15 protein-coding genes and 1 pseudogene are annotated in these 21,297 nt (G+C 33.7%); 12 read left to right on the top strand and 4 right to left on the bottom strand.

Annotation, left to right across the window (positions count from 1 at the left end; all coding sequences use genetic code 11):
* Positions 1-606: 606 nt before the first annotated feature.
* The 7 genes from prsK (at position 607) to V6255_RS16355 (ending at position 11,008) form a co-directional block, all read left to right on the top strand.
* Complete coding sequence (prsK, locus tag V6255_RS16385; protein WP_341629117.1) at positions 607-2,649, top strand: XrtA/PEP-CTERM system histidine kinase PrsK; 2,043 nt, start codon at positions 607-609, stop codon at positions 2,647-2,649.
* Between the two features lie 118 nt (positions 2,650-2,767).
* A complete protein-coding gene (locus V6255_RS16380; RefSeq protein ID WP_341629116.1) occupies positions 2,768-3,376 on the top strand; it encodes an XrtA/PEP-CTERM system exopolysaccharide export protein in 609 nt (202 codons plus the stop codon).
* Between the two features lie 2 nt (positions 3,377-3,378).
* Positions 3,379-4,923 carry an XrtA system polysaccharide chain length determinant gene (locus tag V6255_RS16375; RefSeq protein ID WP_341629115.1) on the top strand — a complete coding sequence of 515 codons (1,545 nt, stop codon included), beginning with the start codon at positions 3,379-3,381 and terminating at the stop codon, positions 4,921-4,923.
* 1 nt (position 4,924) lies between these two features.
* The gene (locus V6255_RS16370) at positions 4,925-5,683 is read left to right on the top strand and encodes an AAA family ATPase (protein ID WP_341629114.1); all 759 of its coding nucleotides are present in this window, start codon (positions 4,925-4,927) and stop codon (positions 5,681-5,683) included.
* Between the two features lie 7 nt (positions 5,684-5,690).
* Positions 5,691-6,974 carry a hypothetical protein gene (locus tag V6255_RS16365; protein WP_341629113.1) on the top strand — a complete coding sequence of 428 codons (1,284 nt, stop codon included), beginning with the start codon at positions 5,691-5,693 and terminating at the stop codon, positions 6,972-6,974.
* A gap of 23 nt (positions 6,975-6,997) precedes the next feature.
* Complete coding sequence (prsR, locus tag V6255_RS16360) at positions 6,998-8,344, top strand: PEP-CTERM-box response regulator transcription factor (RefSeq protein ID WP_341629112.1); 1,347 nt, start codon at positions 6,998-7,000, stop codon at positions 8,342-8,344.
* A 42-nt stretch (positions 8,345-8,386) separates the two neighbouring features.
* Positions 8,387-11,008, top strand: a complete 2,622-nt coding sequence (locus V6255_RS16355; protein WP_341629111.1) for a tetratricopeptide repeat protein — start codon at positions 8,387-8,389, stop codon at positions 11,006-11,008.
* Positions 11,009-11,191: 183 nt separating this feature from the next.
* Here V6255_RS16355 and V6255_RS16350 read toward each other — a convergent pair whose 3' ends face one another.
* Positions 11,192-12,202: a hypothetical protein gene (locus V6255_RS16350; RefSeq protein ID WP_341629110.1), complete on the bottom strand. Its 1,011-nt coding sequence runs from the start codon at positions 12,200-12,202 to the stop codon at positions 11,192-11,194.
* Between the two features lie 156 nt (positions 12,203-12,358).
* Here V6255_RS16350 and V6255_RS16345 point away from each other — a divergent pair, with 156 nt between their 5' ends.
* Genes V6255_RS16345 through V6255_RS16325 form a run of 5 tightly spaced genes read left to right on the top strand, consistent with a single transcriptional unit; the run spans position 12,359 to position 18,174 of the window.
* Positions 12,359-13,153 (top strand): WecB/TagA/CpsF family glycosyltransferase, encoded by a 795-nt coding sequence (locus V6255_RS16345; protein WP_341629109.1) that lies wholly within the window; start codon positions 12,359-12,361, stop codon positions 13,151-13,153.
* Positions 13,154-13,165: 12 nt separating this feature from the next.
* Positions 13,166-14,149 carry a sulfotransferase gene (locus V6255_RS16340; RefSeq protein ID WP_341629108.1) on the top strand — a complete coding sequence of 328 codons (984 nt, stop codon included), beginning with the start codon at positions 13,166-13,168 and terminating at the stop codon, positions 14,147-14,149.
* Positions 14,150-14,154: 5 nt separating this feature from the next.
* Positions 14,155-15,729, top strand: a complete 1,575-nt coding sequence (locus tag V6255_RS16335; RefSeq protein ID WP_341629107.1) for a transporter — start codon at positions 14,155-14,157, stop codon at positions 15,727-15,729.
* On the top strand, positions 15,729-16,943 hold the full coding sequence (locus V6255_RS16330) for a hypothetical protein (protein WP_341629106.1): 1,215 nt from the start codon (positions 15,729-15,731) through the stop codon (positions 16,941-16,943). The genes V6255_RS16335 and V6255_RS16330 overlap by 1 nt, the downstream gene beginning before the upstream one ends.
* Position 16,944: 1 nt before the next feature.
* Positions 16,945-18,174, top strand: coding sequence for a glycosyltransferase (locus V6255_RS16325; protein WP_341629105.1), 1,230 nt, complete (start codon positions 16,945-16,947; stop codon positions 18,172-18,174).
* Between the two features lie 288 nt (positions 18,175-18,462).
* Here the strand turns inward: V6255_RS16325 and V6255_RS19360 are convergent, their stop codons facing one another.
* From V6255_RS19360 to V6255_RS16315, 3 genes and pseudogenes are all read right to left on the bottom strand, one after another.
* Positions 18,463-18,765 (bottom strand): transposase, encoded by a 303-nt coding sequence (locus tag V6255_RS19360; protein ID WP_425355940.1) that lies wholly within the window; start codon positions 18,763-18,765, stop codon positions 18,463-18,465.
* 118 nt (positions 18,766-18,883) lie between these two features.
* A pseudogene (locus V6255_RS19355) lies at positions 18,884-19,030 on the bottom strand (hypothetical protein); the annotation flags it as partial.
* A 244-nt stretch (positions 19,031-19,274) separates the two neighbouring features.
* Entirely contained in the window at positions 19,275-21,122 is a 1,848-nt protein-coding gene (locus tag V6255_RS16315; protein ID WP_341629104.1) for an acyltransferase family protein, read from the bottom strand.
* Between the last annotated feature and the right edge of the window lie 175 nt (positions 21,123-21,297).

Raw genomic sequence — 21,297 nt, 5'->3', positions numbered from 1 at the left:
ATTAATTAAGTTGGCTTTTACTATCAACCTATCAACCTATCAACCTATCAACCTATCAACCTATAAGTATCAGTTCAACTTTAGTTTTAAAGGCACTGAGTGGGGTATCCCGTCAGTGCCTTTTTATTTTTCAGCAATATAGAATAAATTGGATGTTGATAAGTAAATTACAACATTGAATACTTGCTATCTACTTCAACGCTCGACAGCTTCAGATATATTTTGAAAACTTAATAGTAGAATATCGGTCATTGTGATTGCTTTACTTTTAGAATCTCAATTCTGATAGATATTGTTTTAATTTCTTTAAATATCAATAGATTAGTTTTTTATGTCATGCCGTGCTGTTAGTTTTATGTAATTCAAAAAAATGAATAGAAAAAATAACGGTGTTATACCGATTTACTTATCCGAGTTTGAGATTGTTGATGAGTAATGGATGATCAAGATAATATTAAAAAAGCTTTATTTCACGTGTGGTGATGTTATGCCATATCAAGGTTTGCTTTCCTTTTATCATAAAAGCTATAATTGATAAAATTTAATGACTTAGTACTTATTTTTGATTTAATCGTTTTTATTTTATACACATCAGAGAAGTTATAAATGGAATTAAACCTGATTTTAAATCAAGGAAACTGGCTAAATAGCTGTGTTGAAATAGCACTAGCGATCATTATCCTTTTTAATATTTCTATTACGCGTATAAAAATCAGCTTATTTACTTGTGCCGTTATTTCTATTATTTGGCATGTCTCTGTTCCTGATGTTATTTCTGCTAGCTCCTTATCTTGGTCTTTTTTCTTATTAGAAGCGTTGCGCTACCTATCTTGGGTTATTGTTTTACTTTATTTGTTAATGCTTACTAGAGGGGCTAAATTACCCAATATTTGGGGGTATAGTTTATATACTGGATTATTTGTTACTTTATCGTTATTTATCTATAGCTTTAATGCAAATACAGGGCTTTTTCCGTCACCGGTTTTAGCACTATATTTAAAAATCATGCTCGGATTATTTGGCTTTGTTGTATGTGAACAATTGATACGAAATGATCATTCTAGTCGAATGACAAAGCTTGTTGCACTGGTTGCTTTCATCATCTTTGCTTACGATATTATTGTATTTTCATTGTTGTTATTAAACAGTGATTTAGACAAATCGTTTTGGGAAGCCAGAACCGTGATTAGTTCTGTTACTTCATTGATTCTTGCGATCAGTATTATTTTTTATGCGGATCAGTTGAAGGAGCGTAGCAGTTTTAAGCTTTCTAATAGTGTTATTATTTTTAACACCAGTTTAACGTTAGTAGGTGGCTTCTTAATCGTTATTGCCTTGGTCGCTTCTGCGCTTGATTATTTTAATATTAGTTGGTTAAGCGCTTCTAAGGTGATGCTATATGTATTTGCAGTATTTTCTATTATTGCGCTGTCACTATCTGAAAGAATTCGCGATAGTTTTGTTGTTTGGACAAGTAAGCATTTTTTTGCACATAAATATGACTATAAAAAACAATGGATTAAGTTAGATCTCTTATTATCTGAACAACATAAAAATCAAAATTGTTACGATATTTCCTTAAATGCATTAAGTACTATTTTCAATTGTAGTGGAGGCGGTATATGGGTTAAAGGTCAGCAGTTTTATACGTCGGTTGCGGCGGATAAACTAGCATTTACTGGACGTTTACCTATTGAATCAAATCAGACTGATTTTATTCAGAAGTTGGAACAAGAAGAATGGGTTTTTCAAGTCAGTGAATCTGCGAGTAAATACGACCCTCAATATAATTTTGTTCTGCCTGAGTGGATTTCTTATGTTGATAACGCATGGATAATATTACCATTGAATACATCATCTGGTTTGATTGGTTTTGCTGTGCTGTGTAAAAATAATTTAAATGAGAAAGAAAAATTAACTTGGGAAGATCTTGATTTACTTAAACTTACAGGACGGCAAATAGCCAGTTTTATTAGTAAAGAGCAAACATCTGAGAAGCTTATTCAAAATCAACAATTTGATATGTTTAATAAAATTTCTGCATTTGCAATTCATGATATTAAAAACTTAATTGCTCAACAGGGATTAGTGGTTAAAAACGCTGAAAAATATAAACATCATCCTGAGTTTGTTGATGATGTTATTGCTACGATTGCTAATTCAGTCAATAAGATGGATCAATTGTTAAAAAAAATGAAAGGTAAGACCGAATCTAAAACGATTAATGTATGTGATTTGTTAACGCAAGCTGTTGAGATGAACATGAACGGATATCCACAGCCAGTATTAACGAGTTCATGTTCTAGCGCTTTGATTAATGGCGATAGCGATAAGTTATTAATGGCGATTAACCATCTCATTAAAAATGCTCAAGATGCTACGTATGATGATGGAAATGTTCAGTTAAATTTAAACTGTAAAAACGATGAAATTTGGCTTGAAATTATTGATTCAGGCACTGGTATGGACCAAGACTTTATTAAAAATAAATTATTTCAACCTTTTAATAGTACAAAGAAAAATGAAGGGATGGGAATAGGGGCGTATCAAATTAGAGAGATTATCCATTCATTAAATGGAGAATTGATCGTTGAGAGTAAACCTAAAGAAGGGAGTAAATTTTCCATTTATTTACCAATGGTCAATTAAAGGTTAGAGCGCGCAACAACATGGATAATGTTCGTTTTAGTTAATTTGAGTGATCAACGTTTATTAAGTGATTTGCTTCAAAACAGTATTTTAGTTAAATTTTAAAAGAGAGAGAAATATGAATAATTACCTTTTAGGGCTTCTCTGCGCAGTGATGATCAGTGGTTGTGCAAAGACGGTTGTTTTAAATGAAGAACCTTATTCAGAAAAAGTAAAGTTTTCTGAATATAAAATAGGTAACAATGATCAATTAATGATCAGTGTTTGGAAGAATCAAGAGCTTTCAATTAATGTACCTGTTCGTCCTGATGGGAAAATATCTATGCCACTTGTTGGTGATGCACAAGCACAAGGCTTATCACCAGAAACATTAGCATCTGAATTGGCCGATAAATTAAGTAAGTATATTCGTGGGCCTAATGTCACGGTGATTGTACTTGGTGCTAACAGTGCCTCTTATTCAAGCCGTGTCCGTATTACTGGTGCAGTGAATGGGCAGTTATCTATTCCTTATTACACCGACTTAAATGTGCTTGATTTAGTGTTAGAAGCGGGTGGTTTAACTGAGTTTGCCAATGCAGATGAGTCTATTTTATACAGAAAAACACCTGATGGAATCAAACCTTATCATGTGAATGTCGATGATATCCTTAACAAAGGTATTTTAGATACTAACTATACTCTTCGCCCATCTGATATTTTAATTATTCCTGAGAGTGTATTTTAACAATGGATATTGCAGAAATTTTTAAGTACGTAGCTGTAGTGTGGCGTGAAATGTGTCAGCGAAAGTTTAAAGTTGCCTTTGTAGTAACGATTATAAGCTTTGCTATTATGTTTGTCGGTATTTTACGTCCGCCTAGTTATTCTAGTTCAATTACGATATTTGCTGATAACCAGAATATTATTAAGCCTTTGTTAGGTGCTAAAGCGGCTGTCACCGAGTTAAAGCAAAATAGAAGTAACCAGGTACGTGATATTATTTATTCACCGCGTATTTTGTCTGAGGTTGTTGATAGTGTTTATGGGGAGGGGGCTTTTTCTACACCGCTATCCAAAGATATTAAAATGAGCCAAGTTCGCAGCAATATAAGTGTTGAAGGGAGATCTGGTAACTATATTCAAGTTTCTTATAAAGATGATAGCGCTGAAAGAACCTTTGAAATTCTAAATAAAGTGGTGGCGGTCTTTATAGAAGATAGTGCAGATACTAAACGCGAAGAAAGCCGAAGTGCGTTTAACTTTATTGACCAACAAGCTGCTTCATATAAGGCTTTATTATTAAAAGCGGAAGATAAATTAAAAAGCTTTCAATCAACTAATTTTGATGGAACTGAAGCTGAAGTCAATAATCGAATTGCGACTCTTAGATCTTCAATTGAAGAGCTAAACATTCAAATACAAGAAAGTAACACTCGTACTGCTAGTTTGAAAAAACAACTTTCTAGAGAAAATAAATATGCCAGTAATGATTATGAAAGTGCTGTATATAATACTCAATTAAGAGAACTTAAAAAGCAAAAAGCTGCTTTACAAATAAACTATGAAGATAGCTATCCGGCTATCGTAGACATTAACTATCAAATTAATGATCTAGAAAAAGTTATTTCAGAGGTTGGGACTAAAAAGAGTTCACAAAAAGCGGTCAATGCCGACTTTAACCCTCTATACGAAGAGCTAAGAAGTTTGTCATCAGCTGCTCAAATTGAGCACCGTACATTATTAAATCGTCTTAAAGCCTTTAATCGATTATTAGATGAAGCCTATGAACGACGTAAACGTATTGCTAATAATAAAGCGGAGCTCTCTGAATTAACGCGAGATTACAGTGTATTTCAAACGCAATATGAAGAGATGTTGACCAAGAAAGAGAAAGCTCGAATTTCAATGGTATTGGATATTCAAGGTCAAGGTGTTAATTACAAATTACAAGAAGCCGCGACCTATCCAAACAAGCCTATTGGTGCTCGTTTTATTCACTTTTTTGCTGCCGGGCCTCTTGTTGCATTGTTGATTGTGATTGCTATCTTTGTGGCTAAAATATTGGTCGATTCGAAGATCAGATTTTCATCTCAAATTAAAGAAATCGAAGGAGTGACTTTATTAGCAGGGATCCCTCATTCAACCTCTAGTGCTGAAAACAGAACGCGTCGTGTACATAACACTTTCTTACTACTTTATTGCATTGTTTGTATGTTTGGTTATGTCGCTATTGCACTTGCTTATAAATATGGTGCTTCTTTAGAAAATATTATTGCTTTGGGAGGGTTTTAATATGCCTTTATCTGACGACAATTTAAAAAATGATACTGCATTAAAAAGCAATGATTCATCTATGTTAGAAACCGTTAATGCTAATCAAATAACAGAGATGACAGAAGCACCTTTATTATCGGCTAAAGAACTAGATGAACGTAAAATCATTTACCCAGGGTTAGATGATTATAAAACGCTTAATGCTTATCGTGAATTACGCACTAATTTACTTAATAAAATGAATCACAATAATTTTATTTGTATGGTGACGGGTATTTCTCAACAATCAGGTACTAGTCATGTCAGTATGAATTTAGCGACCAGTATTGCCCTAGACCAAGGTAAAACTGCGTTAGTTATTGACTGTAATATCTATAAACCACGTATTGCTTCTTATTTAAAAGAAGAACCAACGATTGGTTTAACGAACTTCTTAGCGAAAGACACCGACTCTATTACAGATATTATTTATCCTTCAGGTATTCCTAGAGTAAGGGTTATCCCTGTTGGTAATAACACTATCCATGCAGCGGAGCTTTTTTCTTCAAACAAAATGCAAAACTTTATTAATTCAATTAAAAATCGTTATCCTGACCGTTTCATCATCATTGATACACCACCAATTGGGTTATATGCAGAGACGCAAATACTAGCTTCAATTTGTGATACTGCGATACTGGTTGTTGGTTACGGACAATCTAATTCTTCACAAGTAGAAGCCGGAATTGATGCGATAGGTAAAGATAAACTAGCAGGGTTAATACTTAATAATCAATAGTGTAAATATGAAATTAAAAAAACAGTGTTTTAAATTTATAGAAGCAAGCTTGGTGATATTATTGCCAAGTACAGCTATTGCTAATGATTTGCCTGGCTCTATTAGTGAAAGTTACATCTCCTTTGGGCTTGAACATATTCAGAGTAATAATATTAACCAGTCTTCGAATAATGAGCAGTCTGGGTTTGAGCAACGTGCTGATATAGGTATTGGCTATTTTAATCAAACTGCGACCAACTTTACCGCGTTAGACTATTCTGTATATTACTCAACGTCTAATGGTGATGAGCTTGATGATGATAGTGATGTGTCGGGGAGCTTGAGTATTACACAAGAGATATTTAGTCCTAATTTATTATTGAATTTGAACCATTTTAGACGTCAATATTTACTCGACCAGTCAGGTGTGGATAACCCAGACAATAGCGGAAGCAGAGATGTTTTTACTATTAATCCTGTATGGAATATACCTTATTCTCGTCGAGCTGGATTTGAGTTAAGTTACGACTATACAGCGACTCGTTATAGTGATGACGAAGACGAAGAAACTGATAGAAATGGCGTAGGTGTGACGTGGTATAACAAATTAACGCCTAAAGCTCGCTTTGAATTATCAACCAATTTAAGTGAAGTCAATTTTAGAAACACAGGGTTTGATTATAAAGAAGTCACCGTTGATGCCTCTATTGATGGAGAGTTACTCGCAGGAACATATTTAGTGCTATTAGGTTATAGCCGCGTAATATTAGACGCTGGTAATGAAGAAGGTGGAATATTTAAGTTATCTTACGGTTATCAATTTGATCGTCATAACTTGTCTGTGAATTTACAACGAGAGTTAAGCGATTCTTCTTTAGGGTTAGGGACTGATACCCTTGATAACGAAGATGATTCATTTGACGATAATGAAGTATTGTGGATAGATAGAGTAGATTTGCAACATCGGTTTATTATTACTAACCGTTTAAGTAATAGTAATACGTTATATTATCAACAAGAAACATCTGTTACGACGGATGAGACAGATCCTCGTTGGGGAGCTTCAGCCTCTTTAGATTTTCAAAATACTAAAAAAATCAGTTCATTTATATCTTTAGATTACAGCGAATCAACTATTTCTACAGACTTCGATAAACAGGTTATAAATGCAACGATTGGAGGGCGATATTTAATTCGTCCTCAATTAAGTTTATCACTAGAAGCAAACTATGAAGATCAATCCATCGATGATGATGAAGATTCAAGTTATGACGAATTAAGCTATACAGCTAGAATTGAATTTAAGTACTAAATGCTGGTATTAAGGATTAAAGATTGAAAAATAACAAAGCAGATACATTACTGATTGTTGAAGATGATTTGGGTTTACAAACTCAATTAAAGTGGCATTTTGCCGATTACAATGTGGTCATTGCAGCGAATCAAAAACAAGCTATATCTGCTATACGTTTGCATGAACCAAAAGTAATGATCCAAGATTTAGGACTACCGCCAGATGAAAATGGTGTGACGGAAGGTTTTGAGTTATTGCAGCAAGCATTACATTTGCGTCCACACATGAAAATTATTGTGATGACCGGAAACGAAGGTAATGAACATGCCATGAAAGCGGTTAAATTAGGGTCTTATGACTTTTACGCGAAACCGGTCGAAGCGGATACATTAGATTTAATTGTTCAACGTGCTTTTCATATTTATCATTTAGAAGAGAAAAATCGTCAACTTAATAACCAACAAGAGTCGATGCTAAATGGTTTGATTGCAAGTGATACGAAGATGCTTAAAATTTGTAAGATGGTCGAAAAAATTGCACCAACAGACGCATCTTGTTTACTAATTGGTGAAAGTGGTACAGGTAAAGAAGTGATTGCGAATTCTTTACACCAACTTAGCTTACGTAAAGATAACAATATGATCGCCATTAATTGTGCCGCTATCCCTGAAAACTTAATTGAAAGCGAGTTATTTGGATATGAAAAAGGGGCCTTCACCGGTGCAGTAAAGAGTACAGTCGGTAAAATTGAAATGGCGCATAAAGGTACCTTATTTCTTGATGAAATTGGTGATATGCCATTGCATTTACAAGCTAAATTATTACGTTTCTTACAAGAGCGAGTTATTGAGCGAGTAGGTGGTCGAAATCAAATTAATATCGATACACGCATTATATGTGCAACGCATAAAGATTTAGACAAGTTAGTTGAAACAGGCGAATTTAGAGAAGATCTTTTTTATCGTATTGCTGAAATACAAATTGATATTCCGCCTTTACGAGAACGTGGTTCAGATAAAATACTATTAGCTAAATACTTACTCAATAAGTATGTCAAAAAACAAAAGTTACAAATTGTTGGTTTTTCTGAAGATGCGATTAATAGTATCGAAACACATACTTGGCCAGGTAACGTACGTGAAATGGAAAATAAAATTAAACGAGCGGCTATTATGTGCGACTTAAAATACATAACTGCGCTTGATTTAGGCTTTGTAAATGAAGATATTGCTCCATTAAACTTAAAAGAAATTAGACGAAATGCTGAAGTGAGTGCATTGAAGCAAGCTTTAATCGCTTCTGATAATAATATTAGCGCAGCTGCTAAATCATTAGGAATTACTAGACCAACGCTTTATGACCTGATGAAAAAATATGATATGCAATAATTGTAACACTATTTTCAGCTACCTTTCGTAAAAGGGAAAAACATGAAAAAACAAACAACTGTCATTTTCAACTCATTGGTATTAGCGAGTACTCTATTATTAACAGCTTGTAATGGGGATAGTGAAACAAGTAATGTTGCTGAACTATCGCAATACACACAACAAGCCCAGACTTACCTAGATCAAAGTCAATTTAAAGCCGCGATCAACTCTGCTAATAATGCTGTTTTACTTTACCCTGATCATCTTGATGGATATATGCTTTTAGCGAAGGCATTTAATAAATTAGGCCAGTCTAGCCAAGCTATTGATACTTTAATTAAATATAAAGGTGTTAAAGATTCAAATTATTACCTATTACTATTAGAGTCATATCAACGTAGCAAGAAAGCTATTTCAGCTAATCGATTAATTGCAGAACATTCAGATCTTTTATCGAAAAATGAAAACCAATTTAAATTACTGCAAGCAAAGCTATTTCTATTAGAAAATAATCAAATAAATGCATTAGCCAGTTTTAAAGAATTACAAAATGTAGCTGATTTTGAAAGTGAAGGCTTTATTGGTGAAGCAAGAATTGCGGCTGCTAATAATGAAAAAGAAAATGCATTAGTATTACTTGATAAAGCAATACAAACTAATGATAAAAATGTTGAAGCGTTAATTCTCAAAGGCTTTCTATTGATGGAAAAAGGAGACATAGAAAAGGCTGAAAAAACCTTATCTTTTGCCTTAACCGTTGTGCCATCATCAGATATTTTTACGCCTGAGCGTATTAATATATTAAAAGCACTTACATCAATATTAACCTCACAAGGTCGTAGCTCTGAGGCTTTATTATATTCTCGTATATTAAGCGATGAGTTCCCAACAGCAACAACGGTTAATGAGTATTACGCCTCTGCCCAACAGTATTACAAAAGAAAGCAAACGGATTTAGCAAAAGCAGAGTTATATAAAATACTTAAAATCGATGCCCATAATAAAAAAGCATCAACGATGTTAGGGGTGATTTTATATACAGAAGGTGACATTAATGGTGCTGAAAAATATCTATCAGGAATGATAGATCCTGAAACTAATGCTCCTCAACTAACACAAATCTATGCAATGACGCAGCTTAAACTAAATCAAAGTAATGATGTGCTAGCTATTCTAGACAACGTAATTGATTACGAAAAACGTTTAGATACATTAACGCTTTACACTATTGCTGCTATTTCTGAAAAGCAATTTGATAAAGCTGACGTATCAATGAAACGTATTGAAGAATTGTTTCCTAATTCGTCTAAATTAGCGGTATTAAAAAGTAGCTACATTAGTGCTAAATCACCGGAAGATAATTCACAGATACTTGCCGTCTTAGAGCAAGGCTTATCTAAACATAGTACTGATTTATCACTCCAAACCGCTTATTTAAAAAAACTCATTGAATTAAAAGAGTTAAATAAAGCAGATGAATTTGTAGAGAAACAAGCAAGTGAAAAAAATAATGCGATTGGTACTCATTTATTGATTGCTAATTATTACTTATATAGAAAACAATTCACTGTGGCTGAACGACATTTTAATGACATGATTAAAGCGTCAGATGATAATATTCAAGCTTATTTTGGTTTAGCGCAAAGTAAGCAACTTCAGTTGAAATGGAGTGAGGCATTTAATGAGTATGCTCAAATAATTGATTTATACCCAGAAGAACTACGTGCATATTACGGTGCGGTTATAAGCCTTAAACAGCAAAATAAAGACCCATTAAATGTTGCTTCTTATTTATCAAGTAAACATAAATCAGATGTTCTCGCGCTAGTGCTAGCTGATTATCAATACCAAAATAAACAATTCATAAAAGCTGATAAATTAATTAAAACAGCAGTAAACTTACCTGTTGAATTAAAAGACAAAGCCGAAAATTTACAAGAAAAAATAAGTAACGAAAGAATTATTGCAGCGATTAGAACTCAAGATTATTCTATTGCGCGAGATTTAGTGTTAGCACAGTTACAGTTAACGCCTACACAACCTTTATTCTTAATACGTTTAGCAACAATTGAAACACTTTCTGGTCAATATGCAGAAGCTGATAAAGTCTTAAAACAAATAGAGACTATGCTACCGAATAGCTACCAAGTTGTATTGTTAAAATCACGACTTGCATTTTCTCAAAAAAATGTTGAAAAAGCAGAACAATTATTAAGAGTTGAGTGGGATAAAAACGTACAGGAAGAAGTGGCCGTTGAGCTTTATAAACTTTATCAAGAAAGCGATGCAGACAAAGCTCAGGCATTTCTTGAAAAATGGTTATTACAAGCTCCAGCAAGTGTGTATGCTAACTTAAATGATGCAATGTATTTACAAGCTAAGGGCGATAACAAAGAAGCGATTCTAGCCTATGAAAAGGTACTTGCTATCGTACCTAATGAATTAAGAAGCTTAAATAATACTGCTTGGTTATATTTATTAAATAATGATCCTAAAGCTGAAGAGTTTGCATCAAGAGCCTATAAAGTTGCCCCTAATAATGCAGCAGTTTTAGATACGTATGGTTGGATATTGTTTAAGAACGGTAAAGTTGCTGAAGCAACGCCATTAATAGAAAAAGCACTTGAGCTTTCACCTGATGATGCAGAAATACAAAAGCATTGGACTGAGGTTTCTAAATAAACATTAGATAATAGAAAGGGGGATATACAAGTATCTCTCTTTAACAAATCAAATGAGGTCTTTTATTCGAAACCTTAATTCAGATAGCTAAACTCCTTTGAATTAAGGTTTTTTATTTAACTTTTTACCGCGGACATTTAATTAATAAGTTAAATATTAGCGGTATCAAGCTAATCAATGGCTCTAACCTTTTAAATAGGTTAAATCTTGGAATGTTTTGCAGTGTAATTGAATGTTCTTTTTTAAGAAAAGATCGAGTTCAGTTAAAGAATAAGGTGCAAGGCTTTTGGGGTGTCCCATAATATTAAAAAAAGCATCGGCCTTTTGGTCTTTGACATGCTTATCTAATGCACTTTGTAATTGCCCTGCCTTTGCGCCATCAATCATCACTGGACCGTAAGTACTTTGTGTTAGACGCTCAAAATAATATTGATTGTTGGCAACCATTGCTTGTCCGTCACCAAATGGTTTAAATTGTTGGCTTGAAAACTTTTTATGAAAGGCAAGTTTCCAGAAAAATAATGGAGAGGTTTTAAAAGCACTGATAGGCAGCTCAATAAACTCGCCTGATGTATCTGCTTCTAGTGGGTCACTTGAAAATCGCCAATGAGGTAATTGAGGCATATTTTTAAAATTAAAATGGCGAGTGGGGTCAGTTGAATAGCCTTGATTAAACACGGTGCTATCTAACCAAATACCATTATTTAATAGAGCCTCTTTTATCTTGTTAAAGGGCTGTAAGCACCATCCCCCTGCTCGATAGGCAAAAATAGGTTGTTCTGTGCAGTGTTGCAATTCAGCCTTATATGAGCGTACTATTTCATTAATTTCTGAGACTGAGAAATCATGTAATCGATAACGTTCAGTATTAATCTGCCAACCGTTTTCATCATAAGTACTATCAAACCAATGTGGATGGATATGCAATTGTATGTCGTGTCCTGCTTTTGATAATGTCAGTAGTTGTTCTTGGATTTTTTGGTATTGTTCGGCTAATTCAGGAAAGTCAGTCGAATAGTCTTTTAATTTAACAAGGAAACCAGCATCAACGAATAAACAAACTTTACTGTTATATTTATTTAAAACGTCAATGAGTTGATTAGTAGGATGTAGCATGCAGTTTTCTACTGAGCCAGGATTTTTTCCAAAAAAAAGCTCATAATCTAAGCTAATTAAATAATTTACTTTTTGCATTTGTACTTCCTGTTAAAGCGGTTTTATACCTATTAAGGCTGGTTTTTTATATTTTTATGCGGAAAAAATGGTATAAAAATATACTAACATTTACAACCTAAAAAACTATTGTTATGTTACGCGCCTATAATCATCACAATGCTAAGGAGAGGCTAAGTGACCGATCAAAATCACTCTTCAAATCAACCTTTCAAACGATATAAAGTTAAGCAAGAGACCATTAAAATGTTCGGAATTGATATTCACCCAATGGGTATGTCAGCAGCATTAGATGTCGTTAATGAATGCATCACTTCTAAGCAGTCTTTACATGTTGGTATGTTAAATGCGGCCAAAGTGGTTAATATGAAAAGAAATCCTGCATTAGGCGAAGATGTGACGTCATCTAATTTGATTTTGGCGGATGGTAGCGCTGTGGTTCTAGCTAGTAAAATACTTAATAAAAATTTACCTGAGCGTGTTGCTGGTATCGACCTTATGCATGGTATTTTAGAGCGCGGTAATAAATTAGGTTATCGCGTATTTTGCCTTGGGGCAACGGAAGAAATATCAGAAGAAATTGAGCGTCAAATCAATAAACATTATCCAGGAGTGATTATTGCAGGTCGTCAGAATGGTTATTTCTCTGAAGAGCAACAGGCCGACGTTGCAGCAAATATTGAAGCAAGTCATGCCGATGTGTTGTTTGTTGCGATTACTTCCCCTAAAAAAGAACAATTTATGGCTAAATGGGGAGAAATCATGCGTGTCCCTGTCGTCCACGGTGTTGGCGGTTCTTTTGATGTATTTGCTGGCAAAGTAAAGCGCGCTCCGCTTCTATGGCAAAAAATGGGAATGGAGTGGTTATATAGAGTTTTACAAGAGCCAGGTAGGTTATGGAAACGTTACTTAATCACTAATACCTTATTCATAGGCATGTTGGTGAAAGAAATCTTCAAGCCCATTAAATAATAAAGAAATAATATGACGCTTAAAAAACAAAAGTTAGTATATCTTGCTGCGGCCAGCCACTCAGGTTCGACCATGACTGCCATGTTGTTAGGTGCTCACCCTGATCTTTGTAGTGTGGGTGAGTTGAAAGCTGCCAACTTGGGACATAGAGATAGTTACCTTTGTTCTTGTAAAACATTGGTCGGAGAATGTGGCTTTTGGCAAGGTGTGACTGAAAAAATGAGTGCTAAAGGCCATGATTTCTGCATATCAGACGCTGGCACTGATATTAGAGTAGGAGCTTCTCCTTATGTATTACGCTTATTAAAGCCTTTAGTGCGTAGATCTCTTGTAGAACTTATTCGCGATATATTATTAGATTTATCTCCTGTTTGGCGCAAACAACTACCTTACTTACAAAAGCGTAATGCTGATTATGCTCGCTCTATTGCTGAACAAGCCAAAGTTGATACGGTTGTTGACTCGTCTAAGATTGGTATTCGCTTAAAATATCTATTAAAAAACCCTAACCTAGACGTCAAAGTTATTTGGGTAGTAAGAGATGGTAGAGGGGTTTCATTAGCTTATAAAAACCCATCTGAATTCGCTGATGCTAAAAACCCTAAATTGCGTGGTGGTGGAGCAGGTAAAACCCAAGAACATGGACGAGGCATTGAAGTAGGTGCTCATGAATGGGTTCGTTGTAATCAGGAAACAGAAGCGGTATTAGCAACCATGCCTAAAGAAAAGTGGATACAAGTTCATTACGAAGATATTTGTAACAACACTGAGCAAACATTAGATAATCTTTTTGAGTTTATTGGCGTAGATCCTACTAAAAAACGTTTAGATTTTAAAACCGTAGAACATCATGTTGTTGGTAACGGAATGCGTTTGGATGACTCTGAAGTGATTAAGCTTGATGACCGTTGGAAAACACAATTAAGTGATACCGAATTAGTTAAATTTTACGAAATAGCTGGTCTTTATCATAAAAAAATGGGTTATTTGGAATAAATGAAATGAGTCATGTTAACAAAGAGCCAAAAAGCGAAGACTTGACTGGACAGAGTCGCTTTGCTTGGAACTTAATGGTGAGTTGGGCGAGTCAACTGATATTAATATTTTCTGGTTTTGTTATGCCGCGCCTAGTCGATGCAAAAGTAGGGCAAGAGCTACTAGGTATTTGGGACTTTGGGTGGTCTTTTGTTAGTTATTTAACTCTTGTAGGCCTAGGAATGGGTGCTTGTTTTAATCGATATATAGCCATGCACCGAGCCGCTAATGAAATAATGGAATTAAATAAAGTTGCTAATTCTGTTATTTTTGTTCAAATTATAATCGCTTTTTTAGTTGTTTCAACAACCATTACTTTTTATTTTTGCTTACCTTATTATTTTTCTGAGTCATTGCTAGAAAATACTGAAACTGCTCAGCACGTTATATTATTTCTTGGTTTAAGCTTGTCTATACAAATGCTTGCAGGATCAGCTAGAGGGTTATTAACAGGTTATCATCGTTGGGATATTCATAATGTGTTACATGCTGGGGCTAGTATATTATCTTTAGCCTTAATGATGATGGCTCTTTACTTTACTAATTTAAGTATTGAAGGAATGGCAATAGGCTATTTTATTTCAACTTTATTTTTTGAGTCATTACGTTTTTATTATGTTAAAAAAATATGCAAAGAATTTACTTTTAATATCAATTTAGCCAATCTTTCGACATGCAAAAGAATGTTAAAATTTGGCATAAAAAGTATGTTATCAAATGTCCCACCTATTATATTACTGCAGACAATTAGCCTTTTATTGGTTAGTTCAATTGGACCAGCTGCTTTAGCTATTTTTGCAAGACCAATGGCATTAACCAAGCATATAAAAACATTTATGGCGAAGTTTACTTTAATGCTGACGCCAACAGCTGGTGCAATGCAAGGAGCCAATGAATCAAGTGATTTGCAGGCATTATTTATTAATACGACCAAGTTAAGTTTTGCATTTTGTATACCTGCTTTAGGTGGTCTTTTTATTTATGGCGATCAAATACTTGCACTATGGATGGGAGGAGATTATGCAACCAAAGAATTAATGATGATTCTGTCTGCTGGTTTAATCTTATCCATGGGGCAAGATAGTTCTATACGCATTTTGATGGGAATGAATAAACATGGGAAAATATCAGTTATTGCATTGATAAGCTTAATGTTTATCTTTTTAATCGGCCTTTATTTTACTGGAATAGACAGATTAGCATTAAGCACCGCTGGTTTATTATTTGTTATTCCAATGACACTTGTTTATGGGATTCTACTTCCCGTTTATACTTGTATTCAACTAGAGCTCTCTTACTTTTCTTATTGCAGAAAAAGTATTTTAATACCTATTCTTTATTCATTACCATTCTTTTTATTAATGTTTTATTCTCGATTTCTTTTTGATCAGTCTGATCACTTCTCTGCACTTCTATCTGCTGTCAGTGCAGGATTTATTACCGCAATTATTTACTTTATTTATTTGTTGCCTTTAAAAATGAAAAAGAAATGTCTGCAGGCCTGTAAACTTATCAAACTACATAATAAGGTCGATTCTTAATGAATGTTTCTCTCCGTAAATACCCTTATCCTTATCAAGCAATGTTAGCCATTTGCAGTGATTTAGATGAAACGCCCAATAAAAATATTTATGTTGAAACTGCTCGTTATTTAAATACAACTGAAGAAACGCTTTTAGGTAAAGGTGTTGGGCTTGAGGTAGGTAATACTATTTACTTTGATATGCCCGAACATAATTTTTCATACTCTAATACAGATGACGATGGGCGAAAAAAAATACAAAAGCTTATTCAGTCCGGACATATTGATTGCTTACATTCATTTGGAGATTTTGTTGATTCGCGTGAAACAATAGAACAGTACTGGTCTGAAATTAGGCAAGGTGAACGTAAAATTGAAGTATGGGTTGATCATGCCCAAGCACCTACGAACTTAGATAGTGATATTATGCAAGGCCAAGGAGCAATTAAAGGGGCTTCTGCTTACCATACCGATTTAACTGTTCAAACAGGAGCTTTACCTTTTATATGGAAAGGACGTGTAACAAGTTGTGTTGCGCAAAATGTAAAGCGTAGCTATAAAAGCTTGTTTAATGCAAAACATATTAAAGCCTCTATCAAAACGATTTTATTAGAGTTTACTAAAGGATGGCTAGCTTGTCTGGGGTCTAATAAATATGCAATGCATAAAAATAATAAAGTTTTAAGAAAAACTACATTAATTGATGGCACACCTGTTTTGGAGTTTTTACGTTGTAACCCTTCTTGGGGAGGGGTCTCGATGTTTGATAGTGCTCGTGGGATACATCATGTGTTAACTGAATCTGTATTATCTACTTTGGTTAAGAATGAAGGTTGTAGTATTTTTTATAGTCACTTAGGTAAGGTGTTCAGTGTTGAACAACCCTTTTCCGATGAAACGAGAAAATCATTTGAGTTATTAGCTGATTTTCAAAGAAGAAAGGAAATTTTAACAACAACAACACGCCGTTTATTAGGTTATAACCGCACCATCGATGAGTTAGAATTTATGATAAAGAATATTGCTGATGAGACCCAAATTCATCTAACGACAGCTTATAGTGGGGAAGATTTAAATGGTCTAACTTGGTATGTAGATGATCCTAAACAATTATCATTATTTGTAAATGGCGTTAGATATACTGATTGGGCCATTAATGATAAAGATGCTTCTGGTAGACAAAGTATTTCAATTAAGTGGGGGAAATTAACTTTCCCAAATATGGGTATCTAAAATGAGTTCACAAGGTTCTGCTAATTTTTTTCAACATTGTTATCGATACTTATTAAGATTAATTTTAATCTTTCATTATTGTTTAGTTAAAATCTTTAAACTTATACCTAGCAAAAAAAAATCAATACAACCTGTGAGAATATTAGCAACAGGAACTTTTTATTCTGATCATTGGTTAATAACACATTTACGGCCAATGGCTAATGCTGTTAATTGCTCTAGCTTGACTATGGTAGCTTCTGTTCCTGTTCCTGAACTAAATAAAGTGTCAGGTGTTTATGCTCCTCAATGGTTAACAAAACTGCTAGGGCAGGTTGGAGCTCGCTTAGTTTATTTTACATGGGTAGCAATAACCACAAGACCAGATGTATTAGTCGGTTTTCATATTTTGGTTAATGGTTTGTTTGTGGTTGTTTTAGCTAAGTTAATTGGCGCAAAGTCTGTTTATATTTGTGGTGGCGGACCAAGGGAAGTTCGTGGTGGTGGTATTGAAACAGAAAACCGAATCTTTAATCGTATTGGGCAAACCGATTATTTCATTGAAAAAATGCTACTTAAGTCAGTGAATGAAATGGACTTGGTTGTTTCAATGGGAACAAGTGCGATTAAATACTTTAAAGAAAAAGGAGTAAGCACTCCATTTGAAATCGTACCTGGTGGTTTTGATGATCATCTTTTTATGCCGCTAGAGAGTGTGGAAAAAGAGTATGATTTAATACTTATTGGCAGGTTATCGGAAGTGAAAAGAGTGGACCGATTTTTAGAGGCGATAAAGCTAGCTAAAAGGAGTCTACCTACTTTAAAAGCTGCCATTGTTGGTGATGGCCCAGATAAGGATAAGTTACAAGGGTTAGCAAAAAAATTAGGACTTGAACAAAATGTTGATTTTGTTGGTTGGCAAGATAATGTTCATCTATGGTTACAAAGGTCTAAGTGTTTTGTACTTACATCGGATTCAGAGGGGCTATCTCAAGCGTTAATCCAAGCAATGATGTGTGGGCTGCCTGCAATCACCTCTAACGTCGGAGATTTAGGGGATCTGTTGGTAAATGACGTCAATGGGTATTTAATAGATGATCTCACTTCAGACGGTTTCTCCAGGGCATTTATTAGCCTCTTTACTGTTGGTGTTGGATTCAATCAATTTTCACAAAATGCTTATACAAGCACCAAGAATTATTCTGTAGCTGAAGTTGAAAAGCAATGGACTGAAATATTTTACACCTTCTAAATATTGATAAAAATATTAATTTAACTTAAAGGATTCAGCTATATAAATGTAGTTAAATTCTGAGGCTTATTTCTTGGTAAACCGGAAAAATTAAAATAATAGCTTTTCGGAGCTATCTATTATAGAGACGATTAAATTATTTGATAAGTTTGGAGTTCTCATTAGTTAAAGAAATTTTAACTTACCTTAAAGGATTCCTGAGTTATTAGGGCGTGTTAACTTTGATGCTTAATAATTGCTCAGCATACATAGGGATCCACATAATAGTGAATGCTAAAGCAACCATGCTTACATAATTTTTTCTAATTTATTGTATCCCGTTGCTATTGCAGGGAAATTTTTAATTCTTCCAAATGTATTTTCAACTAAATGTCGATACTTATACAGGTACCAATCTATGTCATTGTTTCCTATTTTATTGTTTTTTCGTCTAAGGATGACTGAAATGACACCTTTTTCATGTATATGCTCTCTAAGCTTTTCACTGTTATAACCTTTATCTGCAACAATATAAGATGATTTAGGAGATTGATTTATCAGCTCTTCGTCATGGGCAATATCGTGTACTTGACCTTCAGAGAATGAAAACACACGGGTAGCCCATAACTATCGACTGTTAAGTGACTCTATGTTGAGTTACCGCCTCTGCTTTTACTTATTGCTTCATCGTCATTTGTGGCTGCTCCAGTTCCATGCTGATGAGTATGGACTATACTACCATCAATAAATAGCCATTCTGAATCTGTATATTTTGATAACCAATTGAATAAATTAAGTAAAACTCCTTTTTTGAGCATAAATTAAAGCGCCGAAATACAGCACTCCATTTCCCAAATTCAGTTGGTAAGTCTCGCCATGGACAACCGGTTCACATTCTAAAAAGGATACCCTCAAAGGTCATTCTATGTTCGGGTTTATTATAAATTCTTCCACTGTGTTGCATTAACTGTAATAGCTTTAGCCACAGTGCATCTGCTAACATTTTTTTGGCATGGTGATATTCTTGTATGTTGATTTTTGGCGAAACCATTATACATATCCACCATACTGTTCAAAAATCACTCTTGAAAGATCAACACGCCCTAGAATGTTTTTTAAAGTTATTCTAATAATATACTATCTAAATAACCAAGTGCTTTTTTTGCATATTGAGATCTCATATGGGTTGAATCTTTGTAGTAATAATTAAAATCATTATCCATTACCTTACAAATTTCTTCACATAAGTAATCAATGGGATCAAGTATATTTATATTGTTAATTTGATCTAATTTTCCTAAAGCATCATAATGCAATTGATAATTTTCTCTAGCCTCTTCTTGTGTAATGAACTTTCTTAAATTGTGCCTAATCGACTGTAGTGGATCAAACTCTAAACCTTTGGGTTCACCTAATATCATGAAAACTTTATTTGAGTTACTTTTTGCAAAGTATAAAAACTCATTATATTCGATTATTCTTTGTTTAATTTGTTCTTTTTTAATTGACGAATTTTTTGATAGGTAACCGTCAAAAGCAAACATTGAGGTAACTATTTTATCGAACTTAATTGTGTTGATTATATTTTTATAGTTCTGAATATTAGAACAGCTCCAATGTGGATTTTTATATGATTTTGTTAAAAAACATCCATTTTTGGTTACGTAATATATATTATATTTACTTTGTGAAGAGTAAGAATAAGGATAAGTTTGTTCGATGTGGCTAGCACCAATAAAGAGTATATTTTTCTTTGTCGTGCCTTTAATAAAACGAACATCAATACCCTCTATTTTTAAGTTGTATTTAGGATAGTCCCAATCATCAACTGCAGATATTGCACTTCTATTCATTTCTTGTAAGTTTTTAGATAGTCGAAAAATAGCACCATTAGAAATGAATATTAATCCACTTATAAAGCTAATACCTACTACCATTAATATTGGCTTAGATCTTAAATAAGAACTAATTTTAATAAAATCATTTTTAAATTTAAATTTTTCAATGTATCTATAGCTTAGAGAACCTAATAAAATGGAAAGAGCAAGACCTAAAAATACATATATGCCGTCTAATGAAAAGGTGTAAATTGCAACGGTGATTGGCCAGTGCCATAAATAAATAGAGTATGAGCAAGTCCCTAGCTTTTGAAATATAAAATTGCCTGTTACAAAGCTAACTTTACGTTGTGCTTGAATAATACAAAATGTTCCAATAACAGGGAAAATAGATAGGTAACCAGGCCAAAAATTTTTATCAGAAAAAGATATGTATGAAAAAATTATTAAAAATAAGCCAATAGCTTCAAATAATTTCTTATTTCGTTCTTTCAGTGAAAATGGGTAGAGATACGCCAGACCTCCAATCGTCATTTCCCATACTCTAGTCGGTAATAAATAATATGAGGGGTCAGGCCATTTATATGTAGCAATAGAACAAAAAACGAGCCCTAATATAGTCCCAATCAGAACAGTTCGCTTTAAAAGCTCTATTGATATAAATTTTTGCATGATGACAAGTACTACTGGATAAATAATATAAAATTGCCATTCAGTTGATAACGACCAGGTGTGTATTAACCACTTACCATGTGATGATGCATCAAAATATCCAGATTCTCGCCAATATACGATATTAGAGAAAAAACCTAAGCTACTAACTATATGTTTCCCTAATGCTTTGTAGTCTATTGGTGTAAGGTAAAACCATCCAAAAATAAGTAAAACAAAACAAAGAAATGCTAATGCAGGGATTATTCTATTTGCCCGTGAAATATAAAATTTAAAGAGAGAAAAATTTTTGTGTTCAATCCCTCTAAAAATTATTCCAGTCATCAAAAATCCTGAAATAACAAAAAAAACATCAACACCAGCAAAACCTCCTGGTAACCAATCCGCATTAAAGTGGAAAATAACAACTGCAATGACTGCAATCGCTCTAATTCCATTGATATCTTTTCTGAATTTCATTTGTATGTCTTTCTGATTTTTATTTTTTATTAATTTTACTTATATTTTTTTTAAATTCTATTTGTATTTTTACTAAGTTTGATTTAATTAATTTTTTAATTAATAGGGCCTATATTAACCACTAGGGCGTGTTGATCTTTCAAGAGTGTTTTTTGAACAGCATGGTGGAAATGTA

Source organism: Psychromonas arctica, from assembly GCF_038155225.1.
Lineage (GTDB): Bacteria > Pseudomonadota > Gammaproteobacteria > Enterobacterales > Psychromonadaceae > Psychromonas > Psychromonas arctica_B.
This window is presented reverse-complemented; position numbering and strand designations above follow the sequence as displayed.